The sequence below is a fragment of the Campylobacter sp. CNRCH_2007_0968H genome (genome assembly GCF_025773245.1).
GTDB lineage: Bacteria > Campylobacterota > Campylobacteria > Campylobacterales > Campylobacteraceae > Campylobacter_D > Campylobacter_D lari_D.
In genome coordinates this window covers 52,298-66,501 of the sequence record NZ_JAKMTQ010000008.1, presented here as the reverse complement: position 1 = coordinate 66,501, position 14,204 = coordinate 52,298, and the positions used below count along the sequence as shown (strand labels likewise).

The following is a 14,204-nucleotide window of genomic DNA, read 5'->3' as shown; positions in this document are numbered from 1 at the left end:
AAAATGGCAAAAAATAATTTAATTGGCGGATCTATTTGGGATGAGTATTCTCAAAAAGTACAAGATAGAATGAATAACCCTCAACATATGGGCGAATTTACACAAGAAGATGCACAAAAAGCAAATGCAAAACTTATTATTGCAGATTTTGGAGCTGAAAGCTGTGGTGATGCAGTTAGACTTTATTGGCTAGTGGATGAAAAAACAGATAAAATCATTGATGCTAAATTTAAAAGCTTTGGCTGTGGAACAGCAATAGCAAGTAGTGATACTATGGTTGATCTTTGCATAGGTAAAACCGTGGATGAAGCTGTTAAAATTACAAATTTAGATGTTGAATTTGCTATGAGAGATAATCCGCAAACTCCTGCGGTTCCACCTCAAAAAATGCATTGTTCGGTTATGGCTTATGATGTTATCAAACAAGCAGCAGCACATTATAAAGGAGTCAATCCTGAAGACTTTGAAGATCAAATTATAGTTTGTGAATGTGCTAGGGTAAGCCTTGGAACTATCAAAGAGGTAATTAAACTAAATGATTTACATACAGTAGAAGAAATCACACAATTTACAAAAGCAGGAGCTTTTTGTAAATCTTGTGTTAAACCTGGAGGACATGAGAAAAAAGATTATTACCTTGTAGATATTTTAGCTGAAACTAGAGCTGAAATGGAAAGAGAGAGATTAAAAGATCAAAGTAAAGCAGATATTGCTTTTGATGATATGACCATGGTTAAACAATTAAAAGCAGTAGAGGCTGTTTTAGATAGCGATGTGCGTCCGATGCTACACGGAGATGGTGGGGATTTGGAAGTAATTGATATACAAAAAAGTGAAAGTAAAAATATAGATGTATATATACGCTATCTTGGAGCTTGCAGTGGTTGCTCAAGCGGAAGTGGCGCAACTTTATATGCCATAGAAAATATCTTACAAGAAGAACTTAGTCCAAATATACGCGTTATACCTGTTTAAGCAGTTTTTCTGCTTAAACTTTTAAATTTCAAGCCTTTTTATGCTAAAATAACGCATTAATTAAAAATTTAAAAAGGCTATTTATATGCAAAGACTTCAAACCTTTGTTAAAAGCGAAACTTTTCCGGGTGTTTTGCTAATATTTTTCACTTTACTTGCATTAATTTTACAAAACAGCTCTTTAACAGATCAATACACCAACTTTTTAAATATTCCTTTTGGGTTTCAAGCAGGAAGTTTAGAAATTTTCAAACCTTTGCTTTTATGGATTAATGATGGACTTATTGCGATTTTTTTCTTTGCCATAGGGCTTGAATTAAAGTATGAAGTAACAAGAGGACAGCTAAATAGTATAAAAGCTATGTCTTTACCTGTATTTGCTGCACTTGGTGGTATGATAGTACCTGCATTGATTTTTGCATTTTTTAATTATAAAGATGCTTTTGCTTTGCAAGGTTGGGCTATACCAACAGCAACTGATGTGGCTTTTGCAGTAGGAATTTTAATGCTTTTAGGTAAAAAAGTACCTACTTCATTAAAATTATTCTTGCTTTCCTTGGCTATTTTTGATGATTTGGGTGCGATTATTGTGATTGCTTTATTTTACACAAGCGAGCTTTCAGTATTTGCTATGATTGCTGCTTTGGTATGTATATTAGCACTTTATTTATTAAATCATTTTCATGTTACTAAAAAATCCTTTTATATCATTATAGCTATAGTATTTTGGATAAGCATGCTAAAAAGTGGAGTACATGCAACTTTAGCGGGTGTGATTACTGCTTTGTTTATACCACTTGAAACAAAAAATGGAAAATCTTTTTTAAAAGAAATCGAACATGATTTAGCACCTTGGGTAAGTTATTTTATTTTACCTATTTTTGCCTTTGCAAATGCAGGTGTTGATTTAAAAGATATGGATCCAAGCTTTATGTTTTCTTCGGTTAGCTTAGGTATTATTTTAGGTTTATTTTTAGGAAAACAAATAGGTGTCTTTTTATTTTCATATATTAGTATAAAACTAGGCTTAGCAAAACTTCCACAAAATGTTAATTTCAAACAACTCTATGGAGTTTGCATACTCACAGGTATAGGTTTTACCATGAGCTTTTTTATAGATGGCTTAGCTTATCAAAATAGTGATATTTTTGCATATTCAGATAAGCTTGCTATTTTAATAGCCTCTTTGTTAAGCGCTGTGATTGGCTATGTTTATTTAAAATTCATTTATAGTTTCAAAAAATGAAATTTAAAAACCTCCAAAGTTTTTTATCTCTTGAAATTTTAGGAGGATTGTTGCTTTTAATAGCAACAATCTTTGCTTTATTACTCAAAAATAGCCCTTATGGACAACACTATATGAATTTTTTAAGTGTAGAAATGGGTATAAAAATAGGAGCTTGGGAGCTTTTTAAACCTTCTTTGTTATGGATTAATGATGGGCTGATTGCAATTTTTTTCTTTGCAATAGGACTTGAATTAAAAAAAGAATTTGTTCAAGGAGAATTTAAAACTCTTAGCAATATTACTCTACCCTTAATAGCTGCTATAGGTGGTATAGTAGTACCTGCTTTGATATTTTGCGCTATTAATTTTAATGATACTTATGTTTTAAAAGGTTGGGCTATACCAACAGCAACTGACACTGCATTTGCTCTAGTTATACTTGCAATGCTAAAACAACGCATACCAAGCTCTTTAAAAATATTTTTAGTTTCTTTGGCGATTTTTGATGATGTAGGAGCTATTTTAATCATTGCTATTTTTTATACAGGTGAGCTTTCAACTTTGGCTTTTTTTGTTGCCTTTTGCTGCATTGTTGGCTTGTTTTTACTTAATCGCTTAGGTAATGAAAGAAAATCATTTTATTATATACTTGGTGCTCTGCTTTGGCTTAGTGTATTAAAAAGTGGAGTACATGCGACTTTAGCAGGTATTATTACTGCTTTATTCATTCCTGTATATACAAAAAACAATCATGCTTTATTAGAAGAAATTGAGCATGGTTTAAAATTTTGGATAGCTTTTATAATATTGCCACTTTTTGCTTTTGCAAACGCAGGAGTTGATCTTTCTAAAATAGAATTTCATATGCTTTTTAGTGGTGTAAGCATGGGTATATTTTTGGGACTTTTTGTTGGAAAACAACTAGGTGTATTTGGCTTTGCCTATATGGCGATTAAATTCAAACTTGCAAAACTACCAAAAGATGCAAATTTTAAACAACTCTATGGAGTTTGCATACTCACAGGTATAGGTTTTACCATGAGCTTTTTTATAGATGCTCTTGCTTATGAAGTGAGTGATATATTTAATTTTGTAGATAACTTTGCAATCTTACTAGCCTCATTAGCTTCTGGTGTATTTGGCTATTTTTACCTGCGTTTTATTAAATAATTAAGCTTTTTTTAAATTAAATAAGATATAATTTCATTTCTTATTTAATGTTTTGGCCCATTCGTCTAGCGGTTAGGACATCGCCCTTTCACGGCGGTAACACGAGTTCGAGTCTCGTATGGGTCACCACTCTTTTAACTCCTAAATAAAAATAGCATAAACAATAGTTTCAATATTTAAGCTTAATATAAATTTAATATATCAAATAAATATTCTAAAATAAAATATAAATAAATATTGCTTACTAGCAAAGCTCGCAGGGATTTTATAAAAACATTGTAAATAACAAAACTTGCATTTTAAAATCTAAAAAATAAAATTAGCTTTCTTTATTTTCTCCATCTTTAAAAGAAAATATAGGCAAACTTAAACCATAATGTATCGCTAAAAGTCTTGCTATAGTTCCTACAATCAATGAAGCAAGAATTACCCATAATTCATCTATGCCTAAAATATGCAATATATAATACAAAGCTCCTGTTAATATGGCCACACCTGCATAAATTTCTTTTTGAAATACAAGTGGTATCCTAGCACATAATATATCTCTTAATATCCCGCCAAATACACCTGTAATCACAGCTGAACTCACAGCCACTATAAAACCATACCCCATTTCTATTGCAATTTGTGCCCCTAAAACACTAAAAACAACCAAACCTATAGCATCTAAAATTAAAAAAAGTTTTTCAAGTCTTATAACATATTTAGCAATTTTTGTTGTAATCATAGCCGCAACACAAATCAAAATGACATATTCAGGAGTTTTAATCCAAGTTAATGGATGATGATCAAGTAAAATATCTCTGATAGAACCTCCACCAATAGCTGTTACCAAAGCTATAAATATCACTCCAAAAAGATCCATTTTGTGCCGTCCTGCAGCAATAGCCCCCGTCATTGCATCAACAGTAATTCCGATAATATAAAGTATAGTTAAAAGCATAATGAGTTAAAACCCTTGTTAAACAAGGGTTAATTTTTACTCACGATATTAATGATATTTTGAGCTACTTTTTTAGCAATAGGCTCAACAAATTCAGCAGGAGAAGTAAATCCTACGCAAGAGCAGTTAATCTCACCTAAAACATATTTATCTTTACCATTTTCATCTGTATCTAAGATAAAATCGGCAGTCCAAATTAAAGGAATATCGTAATTTCCAAGCTTTGAACGAATTTCAGGTAAGGTTGCTAAAAACCAATCTACCAATTCTTGCCAATCTTTTGGCTCATCATATCTATATTTTGCACCTGAAAAAAGCGTAGCAGAGAATGCATCAGCACCTTCTGCAGGCTTTTTATGCACTACATAAATTGGAGTATGATAAAGCATTAAAATTCTAATTTCACCTTCTTTAATACGCGGTAAAAAAGTCATATCTACAAGCATACCATTATCACCCACAATGTATTGCTCACAAAAATCCATAAATTCACCAAGCTCTCTTTCTTCTGTATGATTGTCTTTTGCTTCTGTGCATTTGATTTTTGCATTTAATGGCACACTTGTAGCCCCCGCTGGCAGTTCATCTATTAATCTCACACGCCAAATTCCCTCGCCTGTTGAACCACGATTTTGCTTCAAAACCCTCTCGCCTTTTGCTAAGGTTTTTACAAAACTTTCTTTAAAAGTTTTAATATCATAATACGCATAAGTATCTTCAGGCACTAAAGCTGTTTTATTAAGCTTAGTAAGTGCATCTTTAGCACCATATCCTATCATCGCATCGGGATGAGGCATACCTATAACACCATTTGCACAAAGTTTTCTTAACATATCAAAGTATTCATTTTCTTCTTTTAAATTTCCTGGGTTAATTCTAGAAACATAAGCATCAGCATTGTTTTTTACATATTCATAAATTTCGTCTTTTTTTTCAACTTCAAAAAAGATAACCTCAGCGTTCCAACCTTGCTCTTTTAAAGCATTTACCATAGGCATGGTGTCTTTTCTATGGCCATCTTCACCTTTATCGCTACCACCTCTAACTTCAAAAAATACGATATTTTTTTTCATATTGCTCCCTTTTTAAAGATATTTTATCATCATATCAAAATAAGTATTAAATTTTTATTTATTTTTTCCATAAATACATTGTAAATTTTGCAAATTTGAACTTGCATTTAAAAGTAAAGCATCGGCCATGCATATAGCTACCATAGCATTTACTACAACACTACCTCTTATACCCACACAAGGATCGTGTCTACCTTTTAACTCATATATGATATTTTTTCCTTGAATATTTTGTGTTTGCTGGGATAAAAATATAGAAGGGGTTGGTTTAAAATATGTTTTTATATCGATAAAATTTCCATTAGAAATTCCACCCAATATACCTCCGCTATGATTACTTAAAAATACTCCATCTTTTAACTCATCATTATTTTCGCTTCCATACATATAACTGCTTTGAATGCCACTTCCTATTTCTACAGCCTTAACTGCATTTACACCCATAATCGCATGAGCAAGTTTAGAATCAAGCTTATCATACAAAGGCTCACCTAAGCCTATGATAGGGTTTTTCACTCTAGTAAAAACTCTTGCACCTACGCTATTTTTAGCATTTTTAGCCTTTAAAATTTCATCTTTAAAGTTTTGCTCTAAATTTTTATCTAAAGCATAAATTTCACTATTTTTAGCATAATTAAAATCGAACTCATCATTACTAAGTTTGCTATCAATACTTCCTACCCCAAAAACTCCACTCATTATTTCTATATCAAACTCTTTTAAAAGCATACAAGCTAACGCCCCTGCTGCCACTCTTGCTACACTTTCTCTAGCGCTAGCTCTTCCACCACCTCTATAATCTCTAATGCCGTATTTGTGATAATAAGTAAAATCAGCATGTGCGGGACGAAACACATCTTTTTCATAATCTTTTGAGCGTGTATTTTCATTATACACCAAAACACTTATAGGAGTTCCTGTTGTATAACCCTCAAAAACCCCGCTTAAAACTTGAGCTTTATCTTCTTCTTTTCTAGGAGTGCTAAATTTATTTTGACCTGGTTTTCTTTTATCTAGCATTTCTTGCAAAAAATCAAAGTCAAACTTTACCCCTGCTGGCATACCATCTATCACACAACCTATAGCTTGACCATGAGATTCGCCAAAGCTTGTAAATTTAAATCTTTTTCCAAAGCTATTCATAGTTTTCCTAATTTTTCAAGTGCTATTTTGGCACATTGTTGTTGGGCTTCTTTTTTACTACCTGCTATAGATCTTGCTACTTCTATACCTTGAATTTTTACTGCAATTTCAAATTGCTTTTTATGATCAGGTCCAAAAGCTTTCATCACTACATACTCAGGTGTGCCTGCCATATTTGCTTGTGTAATTTCTTGAAGTCTTGTTTTATAGTCTTTAAATAAACTTTGTGTATCAATATGTGGATAAACTTCATTGAGTAAATTTAATGCTATGTTTTTAGTTTTTTCAAAACCTATTTCCAAATACAAAGCTCCCATTAAAGCTTCAAAGGCATCAGAAAGTATAGAAGGTTTATTGCGTCCATCATTATTTTCTTCTGCAATAGACATAAAAATACATGCTCCAAGATCAAGTTTTTGTGCTAAGGTTGCAAAAGATTTTTCATTTACCAAAGCTGCCCTAAGCTTAGAAAGGTTTCCTTCTGAATCTTTTTGGAATTTAAAAAACAAAAACTCCCCTACTACTAAATCCATCACAGCATCACCCAAAAATTCTAATCTTTCGTTATTATAAGGCTTTTTATAGCTTTTATGTGTCAAAGCTTCGATGAGCAATTGCTCATTTTTAAAATAATAACTTAATCTTTCTTGGAGTTTTTTAAGCATTTATCAACCTTTCTTCTTGGAGCTTTAAGGCTGCATTTCTTGCTAGCTCATCACAACGCTCATTTAATTCATGGCCATTGTGTGCTTTGATCCAAAAAGCAGTTATTTTATGATCTTTAGCAACATTTAAATACTCTTTCCAAAGATCAATATTTTTTTTACCTTTAAAATCTTTTTTTATCCAACCTTCAAGCCATTCATTAATACTTTGCACCATTAAATTTGAATCTGTGTATAATTTTACCTCACATGGCTCTTTTAAAGCTTTCAAAGCTTGTATAATGGCCATTAACTCCATACGATTATTTGTTGTATTCTCACATGCCCCACTTTGTTCTTTTTGATGATTTTTATAAGTTAAAACATAAGCCCACCCTCCAAAACCAGGGTTATTTAAACACGAGCCGTCTGTATAAATTTCAATATTTTTCAAGCTTTTACCTCATAATAAATCTCGCATTTTCCAAATTCATAACAAAATGGACAATGATAAAAAAACAAAGGACTTTGATTTTTGCAATTATTACACACATAAGTAAAGCTAAGATTAGCACTTAGCTTATTATCATTTAAAATTTTTAAAATTTTTAGTTTATGATTTTTTATAGGAATAGATTTTGTACTTAAATTTTTTGCATAAAAAAACTCATGGTATTTTTCATCTTCAAGATTAAACGGGCTTTTGCACTCATTAAGCAAATCAATAACATTTTCAAATTTAGGCATTTGAGTAAGTTTATCTTTATAGTGTAAAAAACAAAATCTTAAAACATACTCATTATCTTTGCTAAAAATTAAAATTTCTTTAATCTTTTGCTTTTGCTCTTTAGAACTTGATTGAATTTTTAAAGCCTTTATCAAAGCTTTTTCTGTATATATATTTTCTCCAAGCTCAAACAAACATTCTAAAACATCTAAAACCTTATCATAATCTTTAAGTTTTAAATACACAATTTTTAAAAGTTTTAAGCTTTCTTTATTGCGTGCTTTGATTTTTAAAGCATTTAACAAAGCTTCTACACTACGCTCTAAAAATCCTGCTTTTAGATAAACTTGTGCTAATGAAAAAAAGATAAATTCTTTTTGGTTAGCCTCATTTGTCTTTTGCAAAGCTATGAGATAAATTCCCACAGCTTTTTCAAATTCACCACTTTTGGTAAAAATTTGAGCTAGGAAATTTAAATTTTCTATACTTAAATTGGCATTTTTTAAAATCTGCTGATGAGTAGAATTGATTTCAAATTTTTTTACAAAACGATCAAGCTTGCTTTTTTGATCTTTGCTTGCAAAAAACCGCCATATATAATGTGAGCTAGCAACAATAAAAATCAAAGCCGTCAAAACAATAAGACCGAATAAAGGATCGCGGTATTCTACAAAGAAAAAATCCATAATCTTGCAACTTAACTTTCAAATTTATAACAATTATAGCTAAATGCTTATATAATTTTCTTTAAGGTTTAAATATGATAGAACAAGCAAGTATAGAACAACTTTTACAAAAAACAGATATTGTTGATATTATAGCTCATTATGTTGAAGTAAAAAAACAAGGTTCAGGCTATGTATGCGTTTGTCCTTTCCATGATGATAAAAATCCTAGCATGCATATTAATTCTATTAAAGGATTTTATCATTGTTTTGCATGTAAAGCTGGGGGCAATGTTTTTAAATTTGTAATGGATTATGAGAAATTAAACTTTGTTGAAGCGGTAGAAAAGGTTGCTTCGTGGAGTAATTTTTCACTTACTTACACCTCACAAAAACAGAACAATAAAAAATCTATCACTCACATCTTACCTACTCTTAATGCTTTTTATAAACAAAATTTAACAAAAAACAAAGAAGCTTTAACTTATCTTTATAAAAGAGGTTTAAATGATGAGGATATTAGAACCTTTGAGCTAGGCTTTGCGCCAAGTTCTAATGAAACACTAAGACTTTTACAAAATGAGCAAATCACTCAAGAAGAAGCCTTAGAGGTTGGCGCAATAAAACAAAATGAAAATGGTGCTTATGCAAGTTTTATCAACCGCATTACTTTTAGTATTTATGATCATAAAAATTTACTCATAGGCTTTGGTGGTAGAACTTTAGATGAAGCAAATATGGCAAAATATGTTAATTCACCTCAAAGCAAACTTTTTGATAAATCACGCGTTTTTTATGCACTCAATTTAGCAAAAGATACCATTTACAAACAAAAAGAAATGATAATTTGTGAAGGCTATATGGACGCCATAGCCTTTCATAAGGCAGGATTTAAAAATGCTGTAGCAGTTTTAGGAACAGCTTTAGGTGAAAATCACATACCTTTGATAAAAAGATTAGAGGCAAGAGTGATTTTGTGCTTTGATAATGATAATGCAGGACTTAATGCTGCCGTGCGTTCAGCACATTTACTAAGTTTAGCAAAAATTGATGGAAAAGTAGTTTTAATAGAAGGCGGGAAAGATCCGGCTGAACTAGTGGCCGCTCATCAAGAAAAATTGCTTTTTAATATTTTAGAAAAAGGTATAGAACTTGGAGAATTTTATATAAGAAATTTGATCACAAATTTTGATTTAAGCTCAGCACTTAGTAAGCAAAAGGCTTTAGAAGAGGTACAAAAATACACTTTTAACCTTGAACCTTTAATAGCAAATTCCTACACTACCTTAGTAGCAAATCTTTTGGGTGTAAATGTTAATGATATAAAACTTTCTAAAAATACTAGACAAAATATAAATTTTTTTACTCCTACAAAACAAAATAAAATCAACAACATAAGCGAGTTGGAGCTTTTGAAATTTTTATATGAAAATCAAAAAGCCATAGGACTTTTTAAACTTTTAAGTGCAAAAGAATATTTCTTACATCAAGATATTGCTAAGGCTATTTTAGAACAAAAAGACTTTAATGATCCTAGCATAAGAGAACTTTATGAGATCGAAAATATTAAAATTTTAAACAATTTAGAAGAATTTTTATATGCTATTTGCAAAATTAATTTTGCTCATTTTAACAAATTAAAAAACTTAAATTTAAAACAAGCCTTTAAAAAGCAAATTTATAATTTGCTCAATCAAAATTTAGAAAAAATCAAAAAAAACTATCAAAATGATGAAAATTTTTTTAATCATTTAATGGAAGTTTTAAAAAATGTCCAATTTTTAGATGATGAGGGAAGTTTAGAATTATTTTTAAGTAGATTACAAAAAAATATAAAAGATAAAAAAGCAATTCATTATAACTTTGAAGAAGAAGTTTTTTAAATAAAAACTTACATAAAAATTAAAAAATATTCACTACAATATGCCAAAAATTTCGAAAGGAAAAAATGAAAGCATTAGCACTTTTTAGTGGTGGCCTTGATTCTATGCTTGCTATAAAGCTTATAAGCTCTCAAGGCATAGAGGTAAAAGCTTTAAATATCAATATAGGCTTTGGTGGCACAAGCGATAAAAGCGAACTCATGGCAAAACGCGCTACTATGGCAGGGGCTAGTTTTGAAATGATAGATGTAAGAAATGCTTATTTGCAAGAAGTTTTATTTAATCCTCAATATGGTTATGGAAAACATTTTAACCCTTGTATAGATTGTCATGCTTTTATGTTTAAAACCGCTCTTTCTATGTTAAAAGATGAAAATGCAAGTTTTATCATCACAGGAGAAGTAGTTGGTCAACGCCCTATGAGTCAAAGAAATGATGCTATGGCTAAGGTAAAAAAATTAGCACTTGATGAAGAAGATTTAATCTTGCGTCCAATGTGCGCTAAAAATTTACCTTTAACTAAACCTGAGCGTGAGGGTTGGGTTGATAGAGAAAAGTTAGAAAACATAAGCGGAAGAAGCAGAAAAAGACAACTTGAATTAGCTGCCAAATTTGGTTTTGAAGATTTTGAAAGTCCAGGTGGTGGATGTTTGCTCACACTTGAGAGTTTTTCAAATAAAATCAAAGATTTTATTAAATTTGATAAAAATATGCAAGTTAATGATGCACAACTTTTAAAATATGGACGCCACTTAAGACTTCCAAATGGCTCTAAAATGATAGTAGGTAGAAATGAGCTAGAAAATCAATTTTTAAAAGAATTAAAAACTCAAAAATATGAAGAATTAAAACTCTTTGATTTAATCGGTGCTTATTCTTTGGTAGATGAAAATATCAATCCGCAAGATCTTGAACTTGCTCTAAGCATAGCACTAACTTATGCTAAAACTCAAAATAATACAAAATACAAAATAGGTTTTAAAGATAAAATTTTCCAAAGTATGGCTTTTGAAGATAAAAATAAAATTCAAGAGTATTTTATAAATTAAACTACCCTTAAAAAGGGTAGTTTTTTTAGAATTTCTTTCTTCTAACTTCTGCTACAATATCAGCCGACATAGAATCAACTTCATTTGCTACAGAATTAGTTGCATGTGCAATTTGTGAGTTTTCTTTAGTTAAACCATCTATTACTGAAACAGATTGATTAATTTGTGAAATTCCTAAAGCTTGTTCTTTAATACTCTCACCCATTTCATTAATAGATTGAACTAAGATATTAGTATTAGCTTCAATCTCACCTAAAGACTTTTGAGTTCTTTCTGCTAAGTTTCTAACTTCATCAGCAACAACAGCAAAGCCACGACCATGTTCTCCTGCACGAGCTGCTTCAATAGCAGCATTTAATGCAAGTAGGTTAATTTGATCAGCAATATCTCTAATAACATCAGTTACATCTTTAATATCGCTACTTTGTTTAATAACCTCTTCAGTTCTTGCTGCTACTGCGTTCATAGAAGCACTCATTTCTTCAACAGCAGCTGCGCTTTCTTGTAAAGAATCAGCTTGTTTTTGCGCGCCATCATTAAGCTTTAAAACACTCTCTTTTAAAGCATCAGCTTTAGTTTGAAGCATTTCCCCTTGTTTTAATGAAGCTTGAAGCATTTTTCTTATTTCTTCTCCGACTGCATTAAGCGATTTTTCTATCTCACCATCAGCATACTCAAGTTTATCTGAAAAATCAAGATTTTTAAAACTTTTAAAAACTCTTTCTATTTCATTTAAATCTTTACCAATTTTCATTTGCATATCATCAAGCATTTTATTTAATACTTCTTTTAATTCCGCAAGTTTTGGATTAACAGGATTTGCTTTTATTCTTTGAGTAAAATGTCCTTTTTCTATATCACAAGATACTTCTAAGATATTTTGCACAGTTATGTCATCTTTTTCTAAACAAGTATGTATATATTGAACATTATCATTAATCATTAATGCCATTTTTCCAAGTTCATCATTATATCTAGGAATTAAAACCTCAACGGTTGGAAGCTCATGATTTAAGTATCTAAAAAATTTCATTAAATGATCTTGAAGTCTTTGTACTCTTATAGAAACTATTCTTTTTACTGAAGTACCAATCACAACTACTATAACAATTATCGCTATAATAGAATTAATCAAAATAATATTTCTTAAATCCACAATAGAAGCATATACAGATTCATTTGGGACAATAGCCAACATAGCCCAATAAATTCCCGTATTTGGCCATATTTCAAATACTCTTATAGCACCATGATATTCACTACCATCATCTGCTTTATAATCAATAGCTCCTGCATGGATAGTTTTTTGTGCTTCTATTATATGAGCTGTATTTTTATTAACCTCTGTAATCTTTTTTGTAACAAATTCAGCATTTGGATGCGTAGCTATAACACCATTACTTGCTATTAAAATCCTTCTTGCTCCTTGATAAATAGATCTTGAAGAATCATTTAAAAAATCAGCCGTAGGTTTAAGATCAAAAAGCATACCAACAACACCTATAGCCTTTCCTTTTTTATCTGCAATAGGTGCGGCTACATGAACACCTAGAAATTTATTTCCATGTATGTTATACCATCTTGGTTCTCCAAAATATAACTTACCCCCCCCCATCAAATTTTTTATAGCATTAGTTTTAGCAATCTCTTCACTTGCTGCTAAAGTTTGCATACCGCCAGCATTGTTAATATCTACATCTCTCATTAACACCATAAATTCATTATTATTTGAAAAATATTTTACATCAACACCCAAATTTTTATATGCAGTTCCGTCTTTTAAATAATAATAACCATAAGCTATATCTCCATTTGCATCAATGGCTTCTCCGAGGATATTTTCTATCCTTTTTGGGTTTATAGCACCTTCTGAAATAAGATTGTTTAAAGTTCTTTGTGTACCAATAGTACTGACGAATAAAGACCTAATACTCGCTTCAGCTTGATTTCCATAACGATGCACAGAAGCTGTGAGTGTATTTTCTATTTGTGTATTTAAAATAGCTGTGGATCTGTTTATAATCAAAAAAGATAAAATACTTAAGATTAAAACAACCGTTATAATAGCTATTGCAACTATTTTAGCACCAAGACTCCAATTACGCATTTTTTCTCCTTTAGTTAATAAATTATAAATTTTTATAATTATAAAAACTTTTCATTAAATAAAAATTAAAATTTATTAAAATATTAAATATTTTATAAACAATAAAAATTATCAAGTTAAAGCTAAAGAATTGAGTAGTTTTTACAAAGAAAAGAAGTTGAAGATTTATTTAAATGGATGAATGAAAATACCAAATCACCTCGTTGGCTGAGCGTAAATGGAATAGATTATGATGAAGCTTATGTTAAAATTTTTCACACAAGCAAAAGCATAGATGAGTTTAAAGAAAAATACCTTGAGCTTCAAAATACATACTTTGTTGATTTTAGTAAAAAGATTAATGAACCTCAGGAAACTTTAGAAAAAGACAAAGAAAAATCTTTCAAACCTATACAAGGTGAAAGTAAAAATAAAGAAACCTACAAAGATGATAATGCAAAAAATGAACTTATAAAAAACTTTTAAAAAATAAATTTAGTACAAGAGAAGAATTAGAAATTCTTTTTGGTATGAAATTTAATGACGATGTGGGAGAATTTAATCAATTTCTTTCTCAAAATATCACTCCAAAAATTATAGATATTAAAGTTTAAAA

Annotated in this window: 11 protein-coding genes, 1 tRNA gene and 3 pseudogenes; 7 read left to right on the top strand and 8 right to left on the bottom strand. The window is 30.4% G+C overall.

Features of this window, described 5'->3' with window-relative positions:
- Positions 1-3 precede the first annotated feature (3 nt).
- From L8Y18_RS05850 to L8Y18_RS05835, 4 genes are all read left to right on the top strand, one after another.
- The gene (locus tag L8Y18_RS05850) at positions 4-975 is read left to right on the top strand and encodes an iron-sulfur cluster assembly scaffold protein (protein WP_220566466.1); all 972 of its coding nucleotides are present in this window, start codon (positions 4-6) and stop codon (positions 973-975) included.
- Between the two features lie 85 nt (positions 976-1,060).
- Positions 1,061-2,221 (top strand): Na+/H+ antiporter NhaA, encoded by a 1,161-nt coding sequence (gene nhaA, locus L8Y18_RS05845; protein WP_263662131.1) that lies wholly within the window; start codon positions 1,061-1,063, stop codon positions 2,219-2,221.
- Positions 2,218-3,372, top strand: a complete 1,155-nt coding sequence (gene nhaA / locus L8Y18_RS05840; RefSeq protein WP_263660661.1) for a Na+/H+ antiporter NhaA — start codon at positions 2,218-2,220, stop codon at positions 3,370-3,372. The genes nhaA (L8Y18_RS05845) and nhaA (L8Y18_RS05840) overlap by 4 nt, the downstream gene beginning before the upstream one ends.
- 54 nt (positions 3,373-3,426) lie before the next feature.
- Positions 3,427-3,501: transfer RNA gene (locus L8Y18_RS05835), tRNA-Glu, on the top strand.
- Positions 3,502-3,691: 190 nt separating this feature from the next.
- On the opposite strand, the gene L8Y18_RS05830 is transcribed toward L8Y18_RS05835, so the two are convergent.
- The 6 genes from L8Y18_RS05830 to L8Y18_RS05805 are packed head-to-tail and all read right to left on the bottom strand — an operon-like array spanning position 3,692 to position 8,591.
- On the bottom strand, positions 3,692-4,318 hold the full coding sequence (locus L8Y18_RS05830) for a trimeric intracellular cation channel family protein (RefSeq protein WP_220566464.1): 627 nt from the start codon (positions 4,316-4,318) through the stop codon (positions 3,692-3,694).
- A gap of 29 nt (positions 4,319-4,347) precedes the next feature.
- On the bottom strand, positions 4,348-5,391 hold the full coding sequence (locus tag L8Y18_RS05825) for a Cj0069 family protein (RefSeq protein ID WP_263676449.1): 1,044 nt from the start codon (positions 5,389-5,391) through the stop codon (positions 4,348-4,350).
- Between the two features lie 54 nt (positions 5,392-5,445).
- Positions 5,446-6,534 (bottom strand): chorismate synthase, encoded by a 1,089-nt coding sequence (aroC, locus tag L8Y18_RS05820; protein WP_263664908.1) that lies wholly within the window; start codon positions 6,532-6,534, stop codon positions 5,446-5,448.
- Positions 6,531-7,199 (bottom strand): ribonuclease III, encoded by a 669-nt coding sequence (gene rnc, locus L8Y18_RS05815; protein WP_263664907.1) that lies wholly within the window; start codon positions 7,197-7,199, stop codon positions 6,531-6,533. Before rnc ends, aroC begins: the two co-directional genes overlap by 4 nt.
- Positions 7,192-7,632 (bottom strand): ribonuclease HI, encoded by a 441-nt coding sequence (gene rnhA, locus L8Y18_RS05810; protein ID WP_263660658.1) that lies wholly within the window; start codon positions 7,630-7,632, stop codon positions 7,192-7,194. Before rnhA ends, rnc begins: the two co-directional genes overlap by 8 nt.
- On the bottom strand, positions 7,629-8,591 hold the full coding sequence (locus L8Y18_RS05805; protein WP_263676448.1) for a hypothetical protein: 963 nt from the start codon (positions 8,589-8,591) through the stop codon (positions 7,629-7,631). Before L8Y18_RS05805 ends, rnhA begins: the two co-directional genes overlap by 4 nt.
- Positions 8,592-8,665: 74 nt before the next feature.
- Between L8Y18_RS05805 and dnaG the strand changes: the two genes are divergently transcribed.
- Both dnaG and L8Y18_RS05795 read left to right on the top strand, forming a co-directional pair.
- A complete protein-coding gene (gene dnaG / locus L8Y18_RS05800) occupies positions 8,666-10,453 on the top strand; it encodes a DNA primase (protein ID WP_263664905.1) in 1,788 nt (595 codons plus the stop codon).
- A gap of 65 nt (positions 10,454-10,518) precedes the next feature.
- Positions 10,519-11,502 carry an argininosuccinate synthase gene (locus L8Y18_RS05795; RefSeq protein WP_263676446.1) on the top strand — a complete coding sequence of 328 codons (984 nt, stop codon included), beginning with the start codon at positions 10,519-10,521 and terminating at the stop codon, positions 11,500-11,502.
- A 25-nt stretch (positions 11,503-11,527) separates the two neighbouring features.
- Here L8Y18_RS05795 and L8Y18_RS08760 read toward each other — a convergent pair.
- A pseudogene (locus L8Y18_RS08760) lies at positions 11,528-11,908 on the bottom strand (methyl-accepting chemotaxis protein); the annotation flags it as partial.
- A 1,077-nt stretch (positions 11,909-12,985) separates the two neighbouring features.
- Positions 12,986-13,609: pseudogene (locus tag L8Y18_RS08755) on the bottom strand (hypothetical protein); the annotation flags it as partial.
- Between the two features lie 372 nt (positions 13,610-13,981).
- Here L8Y18_RS08755 and L8Y18_RS08750 point away from each other — a divergent pair.
- Positions 13,982-14,202, top strand: a pseudogene (locus L8Y18_RS08750) (hypothetical protein); the annotation flags it as partial.
- Between the last annotated feature and the right edge of the window lie 2 nt (positions 14,203-14,204).

Coding starts and splice junctions, on each gene's coding strand:
- L8Y18_RS05805 (WP_263676448.1), bottom strand. CDS start 8,591: ATGGATTTTTTCTTTGTAGAATACCGCGATCCTTTATTCGGTCTTATT.
- L8Y18_RS05830 (WP_220566464.1), bottom strand. CDS start 4,318: ATGCTTTTAACTATACTTTATATTATCGGAATTACTGTTGATGCAATG.
- nhaA (WP_263662131.1), top strand. CDS start 1,061: ATGCAAAGACTTCAAACCTTTGTTAAAAGCGAAACTTTTCCGGGTGTT.
- rnc (WP_263664907.1), bottom strand. CDS start 7,199: ATGCTTAAAAAACTCCAAGAAAGATTAAGTTATTATTTTAAAAATGAG.
- aroC (WP_263664908.1), bottom strand. CDS start 6,534: ATGAATAGCTTTGGAAAAAGATTTAAATTTACAAGCTTTGGCGAATCT.
- dnaG (WP_263664905.1), top strand. CDS start 8,666: ATGATAGAACAAGCAAGTATAGAACAACTTTTACAAAAAACAGATATT.
- nhaA (WP_263660661.1), top strand. CDS start 2,218: ATGAAATTTAAAAACCTCCAAAGTTTTTTATCTCTTGAAATTTTAGGA.
- L8Y18_RS05825 (WP_263676449.1), bottom strand. CDS start 5,391: ATGAAAAAAAATATCGTATTTTTTGAAGTTAGAGGTGGTAGCGATAAA.
- L8Y18_RS05850 (WP_220566466.1), top strand. CDS start 4: ATGGCAAAAAATAATTTAATTGGCGGATCTATTTGGGATGAGTATTCT.
- L8Y18_RS05795 (WP_263676446.1), top strand. CDS start 10,519: ATGAAAGCATTAGCACTTTTTAGTGGTGGCCTTGATTCTATGCTTGCT.